Raw genomic sequence first — 19703 nt, forward strand, 5'->3', positions numbered from 1 at the left:
AAGCCCTCGCCAGGACTCTAGCCACGGACCGTCATGCGAGCAGCGGGGCGGGCTCGGCCCATCATCGGGGAGTCATCACCCCGCCACCTTCTCCGGCACCGCGCCCCGCTCCGCGTCGTCCACCATGCGTCCCAGGGCGGCCACCGCACGCGCATAGGCCTCGCGGGCCGAGGGCACCATCGCCCCGAACGAGCACGGCACGTGCGGCAGGTGCTCGCACACGTCCAGCGTCACGGGCACCCCGGCGGCCCGGGCCCGCTCGGCGAGCTCGCCCACCGCGTCCCGGAAGAGCTCCGCGCCTCCCGACTGGAGGAAGAGCGGCGGCAGTCCTCGCAGCGACGCGCGCAGCGGCGACACGCGCGAGTCCTTCAACTCCAGCGCTCCGGCGTAGAAGCGCGCGAAGGTGAGCAGTTGCTCGCGGTCGAGGAAGTCATACGGCGCGTTCTCCACGTGGCTCGGCGCCTCGCAGGCCAGGTCCACCCACGGAGAGAACAGCGCCGCGCCCACGGGCATCGGCTCGCCGGCCCCGGCCAGCGCCACCAGCATCGCCAGCGCCAGCCCTCCGCCCGCCGAGTCCCCCGCCAGCACCACCCGCGACGCCTCCACGCCCGTGCTCCGCAGCCACCGCCACACCGCCAGCGCGTCCTCGAGCCCCGCCGGGTAGGGGTGCTCGGGCGCCAGGCGCCAGTCCGGCACGAGCAACCGCGCCCCCGTGTCCCGCGCCAGCTGTCCGCAGAAGCTCCGGTACTGCTCGGCCGAGCCCATCACATACGCGCCCCCGTGGAGGAAGAGCACCACCGTGCCCTTGGCGCCCGCGGCCGGCGTCATCCACTGGGCCGGCACGCCGCCCGCGTCCACGCGCGTGCGCTTCACCACCCGCTCCGGCAGGGCGGCGGGCGCCAGCTTCTCCATGGTGCGGCGGAAGGCCCGCGTGGACGCCGCATCCGGCATGGGCGGCCGGCTGCCCGCGAAGGCGATGAAGGACTCGAAGACATACGTCCAGCCCGGGCGCAGGGGGCCGTGGCGCATGCGGCGCAGCAGGGTCCGGGCGGCCGTGCCACAGAGGCTGGGGAGGAGCAGGAGCGAATCCATGCTCGGACTCTACCCGAGGGGTTCCCGAGGAGCCGGGTGGGGCACGCCCGTCTCCGAGCGCCCTCCGCATCCCCGGCGCCCGGGAGAGCCCCAGGCGCCAGGAAGGACCGTCAGCGCGGCCTCACTGCGCCGACTGCGGAGCCGCGGGAGCCGGCGCGGGCTGCGCGGGCTGCGCGGGCGGGGGCGGCTGCTGCATGTTGTGCTGCTGCTGCGGCATCCACGGCTGGCCGGCGGGAGCCCCGGCGGCGCAGGTGTACTCCACCGTCCGCGAGGACAGCAGGAAGGGCACCAGCCACGCGCCGACGGTCGCGCACGAGGTCTGCTGCACCGAATCGCCCTGGCACGCCAGCCCGCCGGCGATGCCACCGGCCACGGCCAGGCCGGCGTTGATGAGCCAGTCGGTGCCGCTCAGCTTGCTCTCCGCCCACGACAGGCCGTTCTGGCAGTGCTGTCCCGCCGGCTGCGACAGGCCCGCGAGCCCGCCCACCGTGAACCACTGCCGATCCGTATAGGACGGGCCCTCGGGCGCGCGCGCGGTGACGATACGCGTGGTGTAGCAGGCGGTCTGGCTCGCCATGAGAGCCAGCGCGGCCACCACGGTCAGTTGACGCTTCATCATGATGTTTCCCCTCTTATTTACGGGTATCCGTCGCGAATACCCGGCGATGGACTCCGGCCCGTCCCGTCCGCGCACGGACGAGGGAGAGACTGGGACTCTTCATCCACGGTGTCTTCCCGGGGAGCGCTCTACTGGAACTCGGAGCCGCGAGCCATGTTTTCCTGGGCGCGGGGCCTACTCCCGCGGAGGTACGTGGAGTTGCTCCGCCAGCAGGTGCAGCAGCCGGAGGTGGGACACCTTGAGCCCGCGTGCGGCACGCACCAGCCGGTGCAGGTCCGTGGACTCGCGGGCCTCCAGTCCCAGCAGCTCGTCGGAGGGAATCTCCAGCGCCACGCAGATGCGGCGCAGGGTGGGGACGCTGGGGAACATCTCGCCGCGCTCGATGCGGCCGTACACCTCGAGCTGCACGCCCACCCGGCGCGCCACCTCGGCCTGGGTGAGGGCCGCGCGCATGCGGGCGGCATGGGCCGCGGCTGCCAGGGTCATCGCCAGGGGACGTTCAACACGGGCCGAGAGCCTGGGCATACACGGGTCTCCAAGAGCGGCGCGGGCGGTGCGCTCGATGCGTCCCAACCTTACGTACTTGCTACATCGTGTCAATGCCCACTACCCATTCCAGGGGTTGAGCCAGGACGAGCTGTCTCGGGAGGTATGGTATGCCACGTCGGGCCTCCGCTTCCTACCCGACTCCCGGAGTCAGCACCCCGAGGGAGCGCCGCGCGCCGGCTTCCGGGCTCCACGCGCGGGAAACCCGTCCTGGCCTCGCGCGGCCGCCGGGGTGACGGACAGCCCTTCAGGTAGGGGGGCCGCACCTGCTCGAGCAGCACAGCCCGGCCGGAAACTTCGTGCCCGGGTACGCCCGCGCTCACGGACCCGCGCTCCGCGAAAGGCCGTGATTCGCTCCGAGTGTGCCCTTCGGGACGCGCGCGCGGGTACGATACGGACTCAGGGGTATTCGCGCGAAACCTCTGCCGTTATGTTTCGGTTCCCCCCCGCCGGAGACCCCCACGATGACCAAGGAATTCATCGACCTGCCCAACGTCCAGGTTCGCGACCTTCCCCCGCAGCACGAGAACGTGCAGCCGGTCTCCGACCGCGTGACGCTCGTGGTGACCCAGGCCTACGGGCCCGAGGGTGACAACCTCGTGGGTTTCTCGGACGTGAAGTTCAGCGGCTACGCGGCCGTCAGCCTCCTGGTGCGCACGCCGGATGGGCGCGAGGGGCTGGTGCACCTCTCGCCGCTGCACGGCGACAAGCGCAAGACGGGCTTCACCGACATCGCCCCGGGCACGCGCTGCACGCTGCTGTGCCCCGTCACCCGCCGCCCGCTCGAGAAGATGGGCCCCGTCGACGATGGCAGCGGCGCCGACTACTACGCCCTCTACCTCACGCCCAGGCTCTCCAAGGGCCACGCCGTCGCCATCACCGACCTGTGGGACCACTTCCACTCCCGCATCGTCGATGACGAGGCCCTCATCTCCTACTGGGCCCAGACGCACGAGAAGTAGGCGTCAGCGCGCCTCATCCGTGAAGGGAGCCGCCCGCGGCAGCCTGGCACGCGACGAGGCTTCGCACCCGCTCGCGTTGCTCCTCGAAGTGGGGGGCCATGCCGCGGCGGTGAGCCCGCGGGACGAGAAGTACCTCCCGCCCCTGGAGAAGGCGCACCTCGAGGTGTTCCGCCAGGAGTGAGGAAGCGCAGGCCCTAGGACTTCAGCTGCTCGTCCGGCAGCAGCTTGCGCAGCTCGTCCGCCATCAGCCCGAGCTTCATCGCGGTGGCCGCCACGTCCGTGCCCATCTGCGCGTACGTGTCCACCAGCTCCAGCAGCATGGCGCAGCCCTGGGAGATGTGCGTCGTCTGCTCCGCCTGACGCTCCGCCTCCCCCGAGCTCTTCTCCATCAGCTTCTGGTTCTGCAAGACGATCTCGCGGATGGAGCGCAGGGTGGTGCGCGCCGACTCCAGCACCGGCGTGAAGCGCTCCGTCGTCTCGCGGATGTGCCCCACCGCCTGAAGCGTCTCGGACATCTGCCGCGTCACCCCGCCCACCACCTCGCCAATGCGCGCCGAGCTGCGCCCGGACTCCTCGGCCAGCTTGCCCACTTCCTTGGCCACCACCGCGAAGCCCCGCCCGTGGTCTCCCGCCCGCGCCGCTTCAATCCCCGCGTTGAGCGCCAGCATGTTCGTCGCCGCCGCCATCTCCTGGATGGTCTCCACGAAGCCGTGGATGCGCTCGGAGCTCTCCTCCAGCTTCTGCACGCTCAGCGCGCTGCGCCCCACCGCCTGGCCGATGGCCGACAGGCTCGTCTCCATCCCGCTGATGAGCGTGTCCACCTCGCCCGTGTAGCGCTGCGCCTCCCCGGCCTGCGTGGCGCTCGCCCGCGAGTGCCGGAAGAGCGCTCCGGCCGCGCTCGCCATCTGCTCGCTCGCCGTCGCGATCCGCATCGCCGAGGAGCGCACCAGCGCCGCCTGCTGCGACATCTCCGTGATGGTGGAGGAGAGCACGTGCGCCGAGCCCGCCAGCGTCCGCCCCGTCTCCACCACCTTGCCGCGCGAGGCCTCCAGCTCGCGCAGCGCGCGCGTCATGTCGCGGCGCAGCTCGAACTGGTGCTGGTGCCCGCGGTGCAGCGTCTCCAGCAGGAAGCCCACCGCCACCGAGCCCGCCAGCAGCGTCGCGTCCATCACCAGCGCGGACGCCAGCGGCGCGTCCGACAGGAGCATGTCGAAGAGCACGTGCGCCAGCGTCAGCAGCCCGTAGAAGCCAAAGCGCGCCTTGCGGCCCCCCGGCAGCAGCGACGGCCCCGTGAGCACGTTCAGGAACACCATCACCACGTGGTGGCCCGAGCCCGCCGTGCCCAACTGGTAGAAGGCCCACTCGTTGCCGATGGCGAACGCCGCCGTGGCCCAGAACACCGCGCGCGGAATCGCCGTGAGGCTCAACAGCTCGCGCAGGGACAGCATCAGCAGCGGAATCGCCGCCCAGGGCAGCCGCGCGAGCGCGATGCCTCCCAGGCCCGTCTCGCCGTGCCGCGTCGCCAGCACGTACAGCACGTCCAGCGCGAAGAGCACCGGCGTCGCCGTCAGGGCGATGAGCCCCAACTGACGCAGCCGGGTTGGACCGCGCGTGAGCATGAACTCGCGGTAGGTCTCCTTGGTTTCGGGAGAGCGGTGGAAGGTGGTGTCCATGGGCGCGGCCAGGGGTGCGGGGGGGGACCCGTTCCCGTCCGCGCACGGTATCAGACGCCGGGCCTCGTCCGGCGGAGGCATTCGTGCTCGCCCGCCTGCCCGGCCTGGATCCGGAGTCACCTCTCCCTACACCCCGGGCAACCCACGCTGGAGGGGGCCCGGAGGGAAGGCGGCCTCCAGCCGGGCCAGGTCCTCCGCCGTGAGGTGCAGCCGGGCGGCCGCCGCGTTGTCCCCGGTATGGGCCTGGTGGCTGGACTTGGGGATGGCGAAGAGCGAGCGCCGGCGCACCAGGAAGGCCAGCGCCACCTGGCGCGGCGAGGCCCCGTGCGCCCGCGCCACCTCGGCCAGCACCCGCCCGTCCGCGCTGTCCGGCTCCGGGAAGTCGCCGCTGCCAAAGGGGCTGTAGCCCACCACCGCCACCCCGTGCCGCTCGCACCACGGCACCACCCGGTGCTCGATGTGCCGCTCGCGCAGGTGGTAGAGCACCTGGTTGCAGGCCATACGGCCCGGCCCGGCGATCGCCAGCGCCTCCTCCAGGTCGTCCACGTCGAAGTTGCTCACCCCCCAGGAGCGGATCTTCCCGTCCTCGCGCAGCCGCTCGAAGGCGCGCAACGTCTCCGCCAGCGGGTGCGGCCCCGGCCAGTGCAGCAGGTAGCAGTCCAGCCAGTCCGTCTTCAGCCGCTCGAGGCTGCGCTCGCAGGCCTGGAGCGTCCCGGCGTAGGTGGCGTTGTTGGGCATCACCTTGGACACGAGGAACACCTCCTCGCGCCGCCCGGCGAGCGCCTCGGCCACCAGCTCCTCCACCTCGCCGTAGCCGTAGAGCTCCGCGGTGTCCACGTGCGTCATCCCCAGGTCCAACCCCGCCTGGAGCGCGCGGATGGCCTCCGCCCGGCCGTCCCCCTCCATCTGCCAGGTGCCCTGCCCGAGCACCGGCACCGCTACTCCCGTGGAACCGAAGACGCGCTTGTCCATGTGCCTCCCCCGTTCACCCGAGGCTCGCGGGAGTCCGCCTCCGCCGGCCATGTCCGCACGGGCCCGGCGTTCCCCGCCCCACACTCGCCTTTCAGGAGAGCCAACGCGCGGCGAGCCCCCGCGCGTCCCCGCCCGGCTAGCGGCCCGGTTCGACGGCGTAGGCGCCCGTCCTCGGGTCCACCTTCACCCGGGGCGGGCGGTGCGTCTGCTCGAAGAGGCGCCAGCCCGGCTCCAGCGAGCGCCAGAAGGCGAGCAGCTCCGGCGTGGCCCTCGGGTGGCGCTCGAGCGCGGCCAGGCCCCGCTCGTCCAGCCGGCCCGGGAAGATGTGGATGGGCACGTCCCGCCGCATCCGCCCCCGCGCCTCGAGCACCATGAGGTACAGCTCCTCGATGGGGCCGTCCTGGATGGCGATGCAGCCGATGCTCGCGCAGTCGCCGTGCACGTAGATGGCGCCCCCGAGCGGCCGCTCCCCCACGCGCCGGTCCGCGTCGTTCGGGTAGCTCACCCGCATGGACAGGTGGAACTGGCTGCGCGGGTTGAACTGGTCCAGCGTGTAGAAGCCCTCGGGCACCTGCTCATCGCCCTCGCGCCGCTTGGGCCCCACGTCCCCCGACGCCGCGCAGAAGGGGAACGTCTTCACCTTCCGCAACGGCTGGCCCCTCGCGCCCGCCCACACCTCCAGCTCCCGCTCCTGCTTGAAGGCCCGGACGTACAGCTCCTCGGGCGGCCAGGAGACTCCCGCCGCCTCGAAGGTTCGCGCCAATCCCCGCTCCTTCGCCCGGCGCGCCGCTTCCACCCTGGCGTCCGCCGTGCGTGCGGCCCGTGCCTCCGCCCGCGCCCCGGCCGGGTCCTTCGCCACGTCCTTCGCCCACGCCGGGAGCACCGTCAGCAGTCCCACCACGAAGAGCCATCGCGTCATGCCCCGTGGACGCCCCGGCGCCCACCGCCGTTCCCTCGCGTGTCACGAGGCCATCACATCTTCGGCGGAGCCGTGGCGAGGGGCGCGGGGCCGCGTTAGCACTGCGCTCCCCTTCTCCGGGAGTCTCCCCACACACCATGCCTCTCAACCACTACGTCACCCTGGGCCGCTCCGGCCTGCGCGTCAGCCCCTTCTGCCTCGGCGCCATGACCTTCGGCGAGGACCTCGGCTGGGGCTCCAGCGTCGAGACCACCCAGGCCATCCTCGACCGCTACCTGGCCCTGGGCGGCAACTTCATCGATACCGCCAACGTCTACACGCTGGGCCACTCGGAGAAAATCATCGGCGACCACATCGGCCGCACCCCCTCCAAGCGCGACCGCGTCGTCCTCGCCACCAAGTTCTACGGCAACCTCTTCCCCGGGGACCCCAACGGCGGCGGCGCCGGCGCCAAGTCGCTCATCTCCGCCACCCACGAGTCCCTGCGCCGCCTGCAGACCGACTACATCGACCTGCTGTGGATGCACGCCTGGGACAGGCACACGCCCATCGAGGAGACGATGCGCGCGCTGGATGACCTCGTGCGCGCGGGCAAGGTCCGCTACATCGGCTTCTCCGATACCCCCGCGTGGAAGGTCGCCCAGGCCCAGCTCACCGCGCACTTCCGCGGGTGGACGCCGCTCGTCGCGCTGCAGATTGAATACTCGCTGCTGGAGCGCACCGTGGAGGGCGAGCTGATTCCCATGGCGCGCGAGCTCGGCCTGGGCGTCACGCCCTGGTCCCCCCTCAAGAGCGGCGTGCTCAGCGGCAAGTACACCCGCGAGAACGCCGGCAAGGTGAAGGCGGACCGCGGCGCGTGGGTGGAGAGCAACCTCGGCGAGCGCGCCTACAACATCATCGACGTGCTGCTGCGCGTGGCGAAGGAGCTGGACAACACGCCGGCCCACGTGGCGCTCGCGTGGGTGCAGAACCGCCCCGGCGTCACCTCCACCATCATCGGCGCGCGCACGCTCGCGCAACTGGAGGACAACGTGGCCGCGCTCGACGTGAAGCTCTCGCCCGCCCACGTGGCCGCGCTCGACGAGGTGTCCAAGCCCAGCCTCAACTTCCCCGCCGGCTTCCTCCAGGGCGCCCCCTCCTTCATGCACGGCGGCATCACCGTCAACGGCACCTCCGCGCCCGTCTCGCCCGTGGCGCCCAGGCCGGACTCCAAGCGCTACTGAGCGCTACTGAAACGACGCCCGGAACAGGGGGGCCTGCCCGGCGCGTTTTCCCGCAACTGGTCCGACAGTCGGACCAGTTCGCGCCAAACGCGACCGGAAGGGGGCGCTCAGCGCTTCCCGCCGCCCTCGGTGGCGAACCACGCCGAGCCCGCCGCGGAGTCTCCCCCCGACATGAAGCCGGAATCGTCGAACAAGGACCCCTCGTCCTTCGCCACGCCCCGCTCGTCGTCCACGGACTCCATGGCGATGGACAGCAGCCCCGCCAGCAGCCCCAGCAGCATCGTGGCCGCCAGCGTCAGCTTCACCTTGCGGCGCCACGTCTGGATGGGCTCACGGTGGTAGCGCGGCATGCCCCGGCGGAGCCTCTCCTGCTGGAGATTGATGAGCCTTCTTGACTCGCTGGGGGTCATGCGTCGTCCGTCCTGGCCAGAGACGCCGGGATGGTAACCCAGGCCCGCCCCGCAAGGGGACTACCCCCCGGGCCCTCGCCCGTTTCCCCGTCTCCGGCCCGACTTCCCGAGGGGAACGCGGTGCGTCGTGGCGCATCCCACTGTCGTCTTGATGAACCTGGACCTCTTTCCCCCCACCCCGCGTCCCCCCGGACCACTCGAGCACCTGCTGCGCGTGTCCCGCATCTACCTCGAGCCCGAGGTCGAGCACTTCACCCGCGGACGCGACCTGCTCGCGCGCTTCCCCGACGCCGAGCGGGTGCCCGTGCGCTCGCACTGGAACATCCCCGGCCTCTTCGGCAACGAGGGCAATGCCGAGTCGTGGAATCGGATTAAAGGCAGCACCCTGGTGCTCGGCGTGAAGAAGTCCATGCACTTCGAGCCCAATGGCCGCAGCGCCGACTTCCTTCCGCCCTCGGCCGCCAACGGCTGCACCATGGCGTGCGCGTACTGCTACGTGCCTCGGCACAAGGGCTATGCCAACCCCATCACCGTCTTCGTCAACATCGAGCAGATTGCCGCCGCCATCCGCCGCCACGCGGGGAAGCTCGGGCCCAAGACGGAGCCCAACACCGTGGACCCGCGCTACTGGGTGTATGACATTGGCTGCAACAGCGATGGCTCGGCCGACGCGGCGCTGAGCGACAACGTGCGCGACCTGGTGCGGCTCTTCACCACGCTGCCCAACGCCATGGGCTCGTTCGCCACCAAGCTCGTCAACCGCGAGCTGCTCTCCTACGCGCCCCGGGGCAAGACGCGCCTCCGCTTCAGCCTCATGCCCCATGAGAAGGCGAAGCTGCTCGACGTGCGCACCAGCCCCATCGCCGAGCGGATTGGAGCCATCGACGACTTCGTGGCCGCCGGCTACGAGGTGCACCTCAACTTCTCGCCCGTCGTGGTCACCGACGGCTGGCAGGCCGAGTGGGACGCGCTCTTCCAGCAGGTGGATGACAGCATTGGTGACAAGGCGAAGGAGCAGCTGGCCGCCGAGGTCATCTTCCTCACCCACAACGAGCGCCTGCACGAGGTGAACCTGCGCTGGCACCCCAAGGCCGAGGAGCTGCTGTGGCGCCCCGAGCTGCAGGAGGCCAAGGTGTCCCAGGGCGGCGGCGCCAACGTGCGCTACCGCTCGGGCTACAAGGGCCGGCTCGTCGAGGAATTCCAACAGCTGCTCGCGCGGCGCCTGCCGTACTGCCGCGTGCGTTACGCGTTCTGAGCTGCGCGCTCGCCAACACCCGCCCGGGGGCGAGGACCGCCGGTCCCCCACCGTGTCGGCTCCCGCCAGACCTCCGCGCGCTCGACGTCCGTGGGCCGTGTCATGCCAGCCGCTCACCCACTCGCAGGCGCTGCTTTCCTGGCTCCAGCGTCAGCTGCAATCCCAGCACGGCGAGCACGTCCAACAGCTTGTCCAGGCGCAACGTGGGCTTCCTCCCGCTCTCCAGGTCGTAGATGAAGACAGGCCCACACCCCGCCAGCTCACTCACCTCCTGCTGCGTCAGCCCGAGCGCCTTGCGCTGCCTGCGCACCGCCCCCGCCAACGCCGGGAGCCAGGCGGGGGAACCGTCGTTTCCATCCGCTCGCATGGACGCCCTGCCCGCCACGGGTTTCCTCCGGCGTTTCACCGCGAAAATCCATCCGTTCGCATGGATTCCAGGTTCGGGGGCGTCGGGCGCCACTCCGGGACGCTCGGATGACCCTTACCGGAACGAATCGACTACGAAAACCGACACCGCGCCATGTTCGAGGAGGGCGCTCCCCGGCTTGGACTCGGCCTTTTTCCGCATCTGGCCGCGACCGAGGCGAGCGACCGCGCAGATTGGCACCTTGTCGCCATCTGGAGGGTGCGCCTCATAATACCGGACGACGACCTGAAACCCTCCGGTCCACGCCTGCCCGTAAAGGCGAGTTCCGGGCTCTAGCGTACCAAGCGATTCGGTCAAGTAGCTTTCAATCGGACCGTCGTAAACGATGACTGGACTTGCATCTATTTGATTCGCGTCGAGGTGCGCGTCAGCGGCATCACCTACACGCATCCGCAGAATGCGCATGACCTCCAACGCCTTTTCGGAACACTTCTCCGGACCGGGACTGCCATCGGAACGAAGAGACACGCCAGCAGGCGGGCACGCGGTGATCAAAGGCAGCAGGACAATAACAGGGAGCGCAAGGAGCTTTTTCACGGACATGGCTAACGCGTTCCCTTCTCCTCTACAATTCGATGATCCAAAAGAACAACGGCTTGCTGAAGACCATCCTGCCGGAACAACTCAAGAACAAGATGGACCGGTCCATCTTTTGAAATGAAAGCGCTCTTGTCCGCAACGACAGCAATATAGCCTGACTCCCCGCGCTGAATTTCGTCGCGACTCATGCGCAAGGCAAACTCCTTCTTCTCGCCCGTCCGCACAGGTTCGTCGAAGGATTGCCTGCTGAGCATGGCCGATAACTGGACTTCCTTTAGCTTCCAAGGCACGTCCAATTGGTTATTGGTCACATGAAACAGGACAGCCGCTTTCTGCACTTTCCTGGCAGAATAGATATAAATATCAACCACGGCGCCTCCGAGATCGACTCGCCACTTGCTCTCGCGACGAAAGGGCGTGTTATTCACTTCGCCGCTGGCCAATAGCGCGGCGTAGGCGTGACTGGTAGAGGCTTGCTCTTTTCGGAGCCGTTCGTTCTCCGCTTCAAGCGTGCGCTCCCTGACGTAGGCATCTGCCAGTCGCCTGCGGGCTGCATCCGGGCTCTCGAGGTCCAGGAAGACGTTCACCTGATGATCAAACCGCCCCTCTCGTGCCGTCACGGTGAAGGGCAGCTCTTTCCCGTCCGCGAGCGTCACCAGCAAGAGGAAGCGATCCTCTGGCTTGAGGTCTTGGAGCGGTTCAACAAGCACTCGCTTCCCGGCACACGTCACCGGCTCGAAACGACCTTCCCACCCCAGCATTTTCGTTCCTGCCTCGGTGCAGGGCTGCTGGAACCGGAGAACGGTTACCCTCTCACCGGCGACGTACACCGGGCGGGCTACGTCCCTCGGGCTTTCCGAAAGGTAGAAGCTCCGAGACTCGGCCTCGCGTTCCTGGGCCATGGACACGGACGCCCAAAGGACGACAAGTAGAGCAGACCGCAGAGGTAAGAAGTTCCGCATGAAGCGGGACAACCTATCCGATAACCCGAACGAACGTCCAGACGACCGGGCCCGGGAAGCTGCCCGCGAACCGTTCCGCCCTCATTCCCTGTCGGAAGGAGAGGGCGTGAGCTGTGTAAGCTCCCCCACCATGCTCCCCTACGAAGCGCTGGAGGCCCGGGCTCGCGAGCGGCTCCCCCAGGTGGTGTTCGACTACTTCGCCGGTGGCTCCGGCGAGGAGTCCACCCTCGCCGACAACGCCGCCGCCTGGGCCCGCCTCCGCCTCCGCCCCCGCATCCTCCGCGACGTCTCCTCCGTCGACACCTCCACCGAGCTGCTCGGCTCCCCCCTCTCCTCCCCCATCCTCGTCGCCCCCACCGCCTTCCACTCGCTCGCCCACCCCGACGCCGAGCTCGCCACCGCCCAGGGCACCCGCGACGCCGGCTCCCTCCTCGTCCTCTCCTCCCGCTCCTCCCGTCGCCTCGAGGACGTCGCCTCCCGCGCCGGCCCCTGGTGGTTCCAGGTCTACGTCTTCCGCGACCGCTCCCTCACCCGCGACCTCGTCCAGCGCGCCAGGGCCTCCGGCGCCCGCGCCCTCGTCCTCACCGCCGATACCCCCTACGTCGGCCGCAAGCGCCGCACCCAGCGCGGCGACGTGGGCCTGCCGCTGAGCGACGAGGACTTCCTCGCCAACCTCGCCGGCCTCACCCGCCGCGAGCTCGCCGAGCAGGCCCCCGACGTCACCTTCGAGGACATCTCCCGCCTCCACGCCGACTCCGGCCTGCCCGTGCTCGTCAAGGGCGTGCTGCGCGCCGATGACGCCCGCGAAGCCCTCCGCCACGGCGCCGCCGGCCTCATCGTCTCCAACCACGGCGGCCGCCAGCTCGACGGCGCCCTCGCCACCGCCGACGCCCTCCCCGAGGTGGTGGAAGCCGCCGAGGGCCGCGTCCCCGTGCTCGTGGATGGGGGGGTGCGCTCGGGCCGGGACGTGCTGCGCGCCCTGGCGCTCGGGGCCCGCGCGGTGCTGCTCGGCCGGCCCGTGCTCTGGGCCCTGGCCACCGGCGGCGCCGACGGCGTGCGCGAGCTGCTCGAGGGCCTGCGCGAGGACACCGCCCATGCGCTCGCGCTCGCCGGCCTGCCCCGCCTCTCCAGCGTGGGCCCCGACGTGCTCGCTCCACCGCGTTGAGCGCGCTCGACTCCGTCACTCCGGTGCGACGCTTCAGCTCGTCACTTCAGTTCGTCCAGGACAGCTCATACTCGCTGGAGAGCGAGCCCGTGCGCCGCCCGGTGACGCGCAGGCCGCTGGCGCCCGCCTTCTTCAGCTGCGCCTCCAGCGAGCCCTCCATGTACGAGCACGGCAGGAAGTCGCGCGTGAGCAGCACCCGGCTGCGCGTGTACCCGTCCCGCGACACCGTCATCGTCCCGCCCGCCGGCATCATCAGCCGGTAGGCCAGGGGCAGGTTCTCCAGCACCTGCCTCGGCGAGCCCGCCAGCACCACGTGCGCCGCGTTGCCCGCCGGGCTCTCCAGGAACGCCGCCGTGCCCAGGTGCCCCAGCACCCGCATCGCCCCCTCGAAGCCTCCCACCGCCCCGCTCATGCGCCGCGCCGCCCGCCGCAGCACCCGCAGGAAGTCGCGCGTCGGGTAGGCGAAGAAGTCCACGAAGCCGCCGCCGCTCGTGCAGCCCGCCAGGCAGTCCTCCACCGCCTCCGGGCCCGCGAGCGCATGCACCGCCTCGCGCACGCTGCGGAAGAACATGCCGCGCACCATGTCCTCGGACGAGGCCAGGGAGAGCCGCTGCTCCAACTCCTGCTCCGCCTCCGAACGCACCGCCTGCCACTCTCCGCTGATGCCGGTCATCCCTGCGCCCTCCCCGATGCGGGCTTCGCTGCCCCCCGTGCCCACTGCCACGGGCTTCTGGCGCGCAATAGAAGATCTCCTGGAAATCCTGACACACCCCAGGCTCCCCGTAAAAGCCCCCCCGGGTACGGGCCGGAGCGGGCTCGTGGGTGTCCGGTGTCGGGTGAGCGACAGGCTCGCGGGGCGTGGGGCAAGTTGCCCCATTGCGTGCCGGAGCCGGGCCGCTAGCCGGCGCTCAATTCCTGGCGCCGCGCCTCGGACAGCGCGGCGAGCTCCTGGCGCACGCGGGCCGCCGCCCACTCCAGCTCCTCGCGCGGCAGCCCCTCGCCGAGCAGCAACGCCGCCCCGTCCCGCCGCTCGATGACGAGCAGGGGGATGGCCTGCCCGCCGTGCAGGCGCATGCGGACGTCCACGAGGTCGCGTACGTCGACGTCCTCGATGAGCCCCGCCGCCAGCCGCGTCGTGAGGGGTGCGCCGGGCCCTGCATGCACCACCTCCAGTCCGCGCCCCGACACGGTGATGCGCCAGACCGTGCGGGTGCGCGCCCACGTGCGGCGCAGCACGAAACCGCCGAGCCCCAGGGGGAGCAGCAGCAGCCCGAGCAGTCCCGGCAGCAACAGCCTGAACAGTCCCGGCAAGCCCATCAACGTGTGGCGCACGGACAGGAATAAGCCAAGGCTCCCCAGCGAGGCGAGCAGCACCAGGCCGCCGGCGACCGCCTCCAGCCGGTACAGCCCCACCCACCCGGGCGCGGGCAGCTCCACCACCCGCTGCTCACCCTCCTCGCGCACCTGGATGCGGCAGCCCGGCGGAGGCGGCAGCGGCGGCTCCACGGGCCGGGTGCTCGCGAGCGCGGCGGCCTCCCCGGCGCCGAGCAGCCGCGCCTCCATCTGGGCCAGGGCCCGGGCGCGCTCGGGCGGATCCAACTCCTCCACCGCGCGCACGCGCCCGTCCTCCACCTGAAGCCCCCGCCGCAGGTGGCGGGCCACGGCCTCGGCCAGCGCGAAGGCCTCGGCGTAGTCATCGCTGCCCGCGAGCGGCGCGGCGCCCGACACCCCGGCGAGGTTCACCCCAAAGGTCTTCAGCGGCGAGGCCCCCGTGCGCCGGCCCCGCTTGCCGAGAAGCTGGACGCGCTCGGTGTCCGCCACCGCCCGCTCCCGCTTGAAGAGGGGCACCCCCAACCCGAAGCGCCAGCGGACGCGGCCCGTCACCCGGTGGAGCGTCACCTCCCACGCGCCCAGCGCCGAGTAGAGGGCATAGCCAGCCCCCATCACCACGTAGCCCACCCCATCGACGCCCGGCTCGCCGCCCTTCCACAGGCGGACGAGCCCCGCGGACAGGACCAGCACGCCGAGGCCCTTGAGCACGTCCCAGAGGCCGCGCTCGCGCCGGATGACGAGCGTCGCGTCGTCCACCCACCACCGGTTGCCGCCGCATCGCTTCATGGTGGGCCCACGCTACCGCGCGCTTCCCGTGCGCGAGAATCCGTCCGGGTACTTACGCGGCCCGGCGCGGCGCGGGCGCCAGGGGCTCGCCGGAGGACGGGGCCTCGGGGATGGCCTCGGGCGGCGGGGGCGCGGAGGGCGAGAGGTTGGCCAGCGCCGCGCTGGAGAGGATGAGCGCGCCGCCCAGCAGCAGCGAGGAGTCCACGCGCTCGCCGAGCATCACCACGCCGAGCCCCACCGCCACCAGCGTGTCCAGCAGCGGCATGGCGCCCACGACGGCGAGCGGCACGCGCGACAGCAGCCAGAAGAGGAGCTGGTAGGTGAGCGCCGTGGCCCCCACCGCGAGGTACACGATGGCCCCCACCGCGCGGGGCGTCCAGTGGCCGGGCAGGTGGGACTCGAAGGCGAGCGAGGCGGCGAGCAGCAGCACGGAGCTGCTCAGCGTCTGCACGCACACCGAGAGGCCCGTGGGCACGTGCGCCAGCGAGCGCCGCACCAGCACGTTGGCCAGCGAGATGGAGACGGTGGCCAGCAGCGTGAGCAGGCACCCGGCCACCACGAGGCCGGAGAGGTTCAGCCCGCGCAGGTGCTCGTGCTGGAGCGCGACGATACCCACGAGTCCCAGCGCCGCGGAGACGAGCTTGAGGGGGGTGAGTGGCTGGTCCGGCAGCAGCATCCGCCCCACCAGCAGCAGCCACACCGCGTAGGTGGAGAAGAGGAGCGCGGACCAGCTGGAGGGAATCCACTGCTGGGCGATGAAGAGCAGGCCGTAGGGCAGGGCAATCTGGAGCAGGCCCACGCCCAGGAGCGTCCACAGCGTGCGCGCGTCCGGCCGCGAGCGGCGCAGGCCACTGAAGGGCAGCAGCACCAGCCCCGCGAGCATCATCCGCGCACCGGCGAAGCGCAGGGGCGGCAGGTCCTCGAGCGCCACCTTCACCACGGACCAGGTGGAGCCCCAGAGGACGAAACAAGCGATGTAGGCGAGCAACAGGCGGGCGCGAGACGCCCCGGGCGACGACGTGGACGGCATGCGGGGCGCCCTACCATGCGTGACGGCGCCCCGCCATGGACCTGGAGTTTCAGGGCGTCCCACTCACACTGACCCGCTCCTGCACCAGCTCCCCGGAGTTGCCCAGCGGCACCACCACCTTCTGCGCCAGGCCCAGGGCGTCCACCGTGAGCCGCACCTTGAGCGGGCCCGTCTCCGCGGACACCTCGCGCTCGCCGTCCTCCTTGCGCAGCACCTGGGCGATGGAGCCCGCCGGGTTCGCCGAGGGGCTATAAATCTGAATCGTCAGCTCCTTCTTCTTGCCCGGCAGCAGCTGCTCGCGCACCACGCGGGCGGCGCCCGGCTCGCTCAGCAGCTCCTCCGGCGCGGTGAAGGTGCCACTCACCTCCTTGCCGCTGTGCTTGCCCTCATAGCGGTACTCGCGGCCCTGCACCTGCTCGAGCGACATCTGGATGTCGAGCTCCCCGTTGGTGGCCCGGGCGTAGTCGCGCGCCACCAGCCGGCCGTCCTTGTCCGCCAGCTCCGTGGAGACGGTGTCCTGCACGGTGAGCTCCCGGGGCGAGCGCGGGAAGAAGAGGCTCGTCTCCACCTCGGTGAGGCGCGAGCTCCCCGAGGCCTCGTGCATGGCGCGCCGCTCGAAGCCCACCGGGTGGCCCTGCACGCGCAGCACGTCGAACGAGGTGTAGCGCGCGGGGCGCGGCGGCTCGGCGGCGCTCTTGATGGAGCCGGCCAGCCCGCGCGTAATCCGCCCGAACGTCTCCGAGTAGCCCAGCTCGTCGTGCGTGCACACCAGCGGCACCTGGTCGTGGGTGTGCACCATCATCTTCGCCAGGCCCGCCGCCTTGCCCTGGGGCGTGTCCACCAGGTACTGGGCCTCGGCGTACACGGCCGGGCTGTCGGCGATGAGCCGCACGTCCGTGGTGCGCACGAGCTGGAGCGCCGTGTGCTGCCCGGCGAGCTGCACCAGCCGGTAGAGGGCGCCGCCCGCGTCCAGCGGCTCGGTGTAGACGAAGCACGTCATGGGGCTGCGCGTCCCCAGCGGCACGCTCAGCACGAACACGCCGTCCTGCTCCTGGAAGGTGGGCTCGGCCGCGGCCTCCACCTTGGCGGTGAAGGAACCATCCGGCGCGGACACCTGCTGGAGGGTGAGCGGCGGCAGCTCGCGCGCGGCGAGCGCCTTCAAGTCCTCCGCGGATGACGAGGCCACGGGAGCCGTCACGCTGCTGGCCGGAGCCACGGTGGCACCGGCGGCGGGCGTCTCCTTCTGGGTGGAGGCCGTGGTGGCACAGCCGGTCAGCAGGCCCAGCAGGAGGGGGGTGCGCAGCCGCATTCAAGGTCTCCGGAAGTCGAATCCGCGGGAGCCCTCATGGCGCCGCGCGCACGCAACCCTAAGCCAGGTGGGGAAAGTCCTGTCAGGGGAGCTCTCGTGGCCGGGAACGAGGCCCCTTCCGGTCGCACTTCGTCCCGACTGGTACGACCATCGGACCAGTTGCGGGAAAACGCGACCGGAGCCTCCCCCCCGACAGCACCTACCCCCACTGGCCTGGCGGCCCGGCTCGGGGCGGCACCCGTTCCCCGGGGCCCCCCGCGGCTCGCGCGCGGTGGAGGCGTGCGAGCGGGCGGCTGCTCCGTCCGAGCCCCGCTCAGTGCCGCAGGAGTGGGAGTTGCTCGCGCAGCTCCTCGAGGTCCATGGACAGGCGCTCCAGCGTGTGGCGCATGGGCTTCTTGGGCAGCTTCGCCCAGCCGATGGCCGCGAAGAGCGCCGCGAGCACCAGCGCCACGCCCGCGCCCAGCAGGGCCGCCGCCCACAGGGGGAGCTCCAGCGCCGCCGCGCCCGCCACGAAGAGCATCGCCAGGGCCACCAGCGCCATGGCCGCCCCGCCCCCGAGGCACACCCCCGAGACGCGCGCCGCGCGCACCTCGTGCGAGAGCTCCACCTTCGCGTGCAGCAGCTCCGCCTTCGCCAGCAGCCGCGCCTCGCTCATCGCCCGGCGGAACAGCTCGTTCGTCGACAGGCTCCCCTCGGGCATCCTCCGGCTCTCCATGGCCTTCCTCCTCTCGACCGCCGCGCGGGCGCGGCCTGGGGCTCAGCTCGCCCGGCGCCGCGACTCATAGGCCACATTGAGAATGGACAGCACCACCACGCCCACCGCCACCCCGAAGGTGAGCCAGAGGAACCACGCCGCCACGCCCCCCTGCACCAGGGCGACGAGCCACAGCGCCAGCAGCCCCAGTCCCATCAGCAGATAGAGAATCGGCATGGCTCCTCCCTAGATGCGCCCGAGCACTCCGAACAGCAGCCGGGGCGCCACGTCCGCCGCCCGCGCGTTCACCCCCACCGCCCCCGTCACCACGAACGAGGAGCCCACCCGCAGGCCCGTGCCCACGCTCGCGTTCACCGAGGCCTCCTCGTCCCCGAGCGGATTGACGAAGTACGCGTCCCCCTGCAACAGCAGCCGGTCTCCAATGGGATGGTCCGCCGCGAGCCCCAGCAGGTAGTCATCCGCCGAGTCCTGGCGCGCGCTGTAGCCCACGTTGCCGTGCAGCCGCGTCTGGCCGAACGTCTTCGTCGCCAGCACGCGGGCCTCGGCGCTCACGCCCTCCTCGCCCTGGGGGCTCGTCACCTGGCCCCACAGCGCCACCATCGGCACCGCCCCCTTCTCCTGCACCAGCTGCCCCAGCGCATAGGCCTCCACCGCCCCCGTGGTGCCCTGCTGCTCGCCCGCGAGGTTCTGCAGCTGCGCCCCCGCGCCGAACTCCACGTTCCACGGCGTGCCCACCCGCACCTGCGGCTCCAGCACGAAGCCCACCTCGCCCGTCTGCGTGCGGTTGGCCACGTTCACCTCCCCCAACACCTGTCGCTCCGCCGGGTTGGCGCTCTGCACCGTCAGCACGTCCGTGTTGCGCAGCAGCTCCAGCGCCTGCTCGCGCTCGGACTTCTCCTCCCGCACCGGCTTGGACTCCGCGGGCGCGGCGGGCGCGGCGAGCCGGGCCTCGGCTTCCTTCAAGGACTCGTGCAGCTGCGCTACCTCCTGGCGCAGCGCGCGCAGCTCCTCCGTCACCGCGCTCTCCGCTACCGCGGGCTTCGCTTCCACCGGCGGCTCCGAGGGCGGCGGCGGCTCGGCGGGCCTCCGCGATTCGGACAGGCCTTCCTCGCCCGAGCCTCCCGTGGCGCTCGCCTCGTCCCCGCCCGCCTGCCCGCGCACCTCGCTCCACCGCTGGCGCAACCGCTCACGCTCCTGGCGCAACCGCGTCAGCTCCGCGCAGTCCTCGTGCCGCAGGACGGTGAGGCGCACCGGGCCGGTGTCGACCGTGCAGTGCGGCGGCGCCGTCGTCGTACCGGCCGAGCCGAGGCTCGCGGCGGCCAGCAGCACCATCAGCGGTTGCAGCATCCATCCCTCCGGAAAGCCATTCCGTCGGGTCAAACGTGAGACGCTGAACGGCTCCCGGCAAGGCACGGCGGCCGAGCCCGCATGTCCGCGCACGCACGACGGGCACACAACCTCGGGCTCGGCTGGCCGGCGACTCGGGGCTCAGGCGCCCTCGAACTCGATTTTCGCCTTCTTCATGACGTGGTCCACCGCCATGAGGTGCCAGGCGGCCTGCTCGATGCGGCTCTGGGCCTGGGGGTCCGCCTTCAGGGCGGCGGCCACCTCGGCGGGGGACAGGCCCTGCGACTCGGCCTCCTCGCGCAGCAGCTTCTCCACGAGCGCCGGGGTAATGGTGAGGCCGTCGCGCTGGACGATGGCGCCCAGGGCCAGGGCGATTCTCAGTCGCAGCTCCACCTCCTGGCGCGTCTCCTCATCGTCGA

Annotated in this window: 22 protein-coding genes and 1 pseudogene; 5 read left to right on the top strand and 18 right to left on the bottom strand. The window is 71.4% G+C overall.

What is annotated here, in order from left to right:
• Positions 1-75: 75 nt before the first annotated feature.
• The 3 genes from ACJ8AN_RS41185 to ACJ8AN_RS41195 form a co-directional block, all read right to left on the bottom strand.
• The gene (locus ACJ8AN_RS41185; RefSeq protein WP_407761117.1) at positions 76-1092 is read right to left on the bottom strand and encodes an alpha/beta hydrolase; all 1017 of its coding nucleotides are present in this window, start codon (positions 1090-1092) and stop codon (positions 76-78) included.
• A 121-nt stretch (positions 1093-1213) separates the two neighbouring features.
• On the bottom strand, positions 1214-1711 hold the full coding sequence (locus ACJ8AN_RS41190) for a hypothetical protein (RefSeq protein ID WP_407761118.1): 498 nt from the start codon (positions 1709-1711) through the stop codon (positions 1214-1216).
• Positions 1712-1885: 174 nt separating this feature from the next.
• Entirely contained in the window at positions 1886-2236 is a 351-nt protein-coding gene (locus ACJ8AN_RS41195; protein ID WP_407761119.1) for a helix-turn-helix transcriptional regulator, read from the bottom strand.
• Between the two features lie 485 nt (positions 2237-2721).
• On the opposite strand from ACJ8AN_RS41195, the gene ACJ8AN_RS41200 reads away from it, so the two are divergent.
• Positions 2722-3219: a hypothetical protein gene (locus ACJ8AN_RS41200; protein ID WP_407761120.1), complete on the top strand. Its 498-nt coding sequence runs from the start codon at positions 2722-2724 to the stop codon at positions 3217-3219.
• Positions 3220-3238: 19 nt separating this feature from the next.
• Positions 3239-3400 carry a hypothetical protein gene (locus ACJ8AN_RS41205; protein WP_407761121.1) on the top strand — a complete coding sequence of 54 codons (162 nt, stop codon included), beginning with the start codon at positions 3239-3241 and terminating at the stop codon, positions 3398-3400.
• Positions 3401-3413: 13 nt separating this feature from the next.
• Here ACJ8AN_RS41205 and ACJ8AN_RS41210 read toward each other — a convergent pair whose 3' ends face one another.
• The 3 genes from ACJ8AN_RS41210 to ACJ8AN_RS41220 form a co-directional block, all read right to left on the bottom strand.
• The gene (locus ACJ8AN_RS41210) at positions 3414-4892 is read right to left on the bottom strand and encodes a methyl-accepting chemotaxis protein (protein WP_407761122.1); all 1479 of its coding nucleotides are present in this window, start codon (positions 4890-4892) and stop codon (positions 3414-3416) included.
• Between the two features lie 126 nt (positions 4893-5018).
• Complete coding sequence (locus ACJ8AN_RS41215) at positions 5019-5864, bottom strand: aldo/keto reductase (protein ID WP_407761123.1); 846 nt, start codon at positions 5862-5864, stop codon at positions 5019-5021.
• Between the two features lie 136 nt (positions 5865-6000).
• Complete coding sequence (locus ACJ8AN_RS41220; protein WP_407761124.1) at positions 6001-6783, bottom strand: murein L,D-transpeptidase family protein; 783 nt, start codon at positions 6781-6783, stop codon at positions 6001-6003.
• A 137-nt stretch (positions 6784-6920) separates the two neighbouring features.
• Here ACJ8AN_RS41220 and ACJ8AN_RS41225 point away from each other — a divergent pair, with 137 nt between their 5' ends.
• Complete coding sequence (locus ACJ8AN_RS41225; protein ID WP_407761125.1) at positions 6921-8006, top strand: aldo/keto reductase; 1086 nt, start codon at positions 6921-6923, stop codon at positions 8004-8006.
• 107 nt (positions 8007-8113) lie between these two features.
• On the opposite strand, the gene ACJ8AN_RS41230 is transcribed toward ACJ8AN_RS41225, so the two are convergent.
• Positions 8114-8356 carry a hypothetical protein gene (locus ACJ8AN_RS41230; protein WP_407761126.1) on the bottom strand — a complete coding sequence of 81 codons (243 nt, stop codon included), beginning with the start codon at positions 8354-8356 and terminating at the stop codon, positions 8114-8116.
• A 187-nt stretch (positions 8357-8543) separates the two neighbouring features.
• Between ACJ8AN_RS41230 and ACJ8AN_RS41235 the strand changes: the two genes are divergently transcribed.
• Entirely contained in the window at positions 8544-9671 is a 1128-nt protein-coding gene (locus ACJ8AN_RS41235; protein ID WP_407761127.1) for a spore photoproduct lyase family protein, read from the top strand.
• A 100-nt stretch (positions 9672-9771) separates the two neighbouring features.
• On the opposite strand, the gene ACJ8AN_RS41240 is transcribed toward ACJ8AN_RS41235, so the two are convergent.
• The 3 genes from ACJ8AN_RS41240 to ACJ8AN_RS41250 form a co-directional block, all read right to left on the bottom strand.
• A complete protein-coding gene (locus ACJ8AN_RS41240) occupies positions 9772-10038 on the bottom strand; it encodes a helix-turn-helix domain-containing protein (protein WP_407761128.1) in 267 nt (88 codons plus the stop codon).
• A gap of 114 nt (positions 10039-10152) precedes the next feature.
• Entirely contained in the window at positions 10153-10641 is a 489-nt protein-coding gene (locus ACJ8AN_RS41245) for a serine/threonine protein kinase (protein WP_407761129.1), read from the bottom strand.
• Between the two features lie 2 nt (positions 10642-10643).
• A complete protein-coding gene (locus ACJ8AN_RS41250; protein WP_407761130.1) occupies positions 10644-11600 on the bottom strand; it encodes a DUF2381 family protein in 957 nt (318 codons plus the stop codon).
• 130 nt (positions 11601-11730) lie between these two features.
• On the opposite strand from ACJ8AN_RS41250, the gene ACJ8AN_RS41255 reads away from it, so the two are divergent.
• Entirely contained in the window at positions 11731-12765 is a 1035-nt protein-coding gene (locus tag ACJ8AN_RS41255) for an alpha-hydroxy acid oxidase (RefSeq protein ID WP_407761131.1), read from the top strand.
• A 46-nt stretch (positions 12766-12811) separates the two neighbouring features.
• On the opposite strand, the gene ACJ8AN_RS41260 is transcribed toward ACJ8AN_RS41255, so the two are convergent.
• The 8 genes and pseudogenes from ACJ8AN_RS41260 to ACJ8AN_RS41295 all read right to left on the bottom strand — a co-directional run.
• Positions 12812-13438, bottom strand: a complete 627-nt coding sequence (locus ACJ8AN_RS41260) for a TIGR02265 family protein (RefSeq protein ID WP_407761132.1) — start codon at positions 13436-13438, stop codon at positions 12812-12814.
• Positions 13439-13662: 224 nt separating this feature from the next.
• A complete protein-coding gene (locus tag ACJ8AN_RS41265) occupies positions 13663-14883 on the bottom strand; it encodes a hypothetical protein (protein WP_407761133.1) in 1221 nt (406 codons plus the stop codon).
• A gap of 52 nt (positions 14884-14935) precedes the next feature.
• Positions 14936-15913: a DMT family transporter gene (locus ACJ8AN_RS41270; RefSeq protein WP_407761134.1), complete on the bottom strand. Its 978-nt coding sequence runs from the start codon at positions 15911-15913 to the stop codon at positions 14936-14938.
• Between the two features lie 49 nt (positions 15914-15962).
• The gene (locus tag ACJ8AN_RS41275) at positions 15963-17222 is read right to left on the bottom strand and encodes a hypothetical protein (protein ID WP_407761135.1); all 1260 of its coding nucleotides are present in this window, start codon (positions 17220-17222) and stop codon (positions 15963-15965) included.
• A 313-nt stretch (positions 17223-17535) separates the two neighbouring features.
• Positions 17536-17937 (bottom strand): phage holin family protein, encoded by a 402-nt coding sequence (locus ACJ8AN_RS41280; protein WP_407761136.1) that lies wholly within the window; start codon positions 17935-17937, stop codon positions 17536-17538.
• 42 nt (positions 17938-17979) lie between these two features.
• Positions 17980-18153 carry a hypothetical protein gene (locus ACJ8AN_RS41285; RefSeq protein ID WP_407761137.1) on the bottom strand — a complete coding sequence of 58 codons (174 nt, stop codon included), beginning with the start codon at positions 18151-18153 and terminating at the stop codon, positions 17980-17982.
• 9 nt (positions 18154-18162) lie between these two features.
• Complete coding sequence (locus ACJ8AN_RS41290) at positions 18163-19284, bottom strand: hypothetical protein (protein ID WP_407761138.1); 1122 nt, start codon at positions 19282-19284, stop codon at positions 18163-18165.
• Positions 19285-19425: 141 nt separating this feature from the next.
• Positions 19426-19703 (bottom strand): annotated as a pseudogene (locus ACJ8AN_RS41295) (peptidylprolyl isomerase); the annotation flags it as partial.

Source organism: Archangium sp. (genome assembly GCF_045802675.1).
GTDB lineage: Bacteria > Myxococcota > Myxococcia > Myxococcales > Myxococcaceae > Archangium.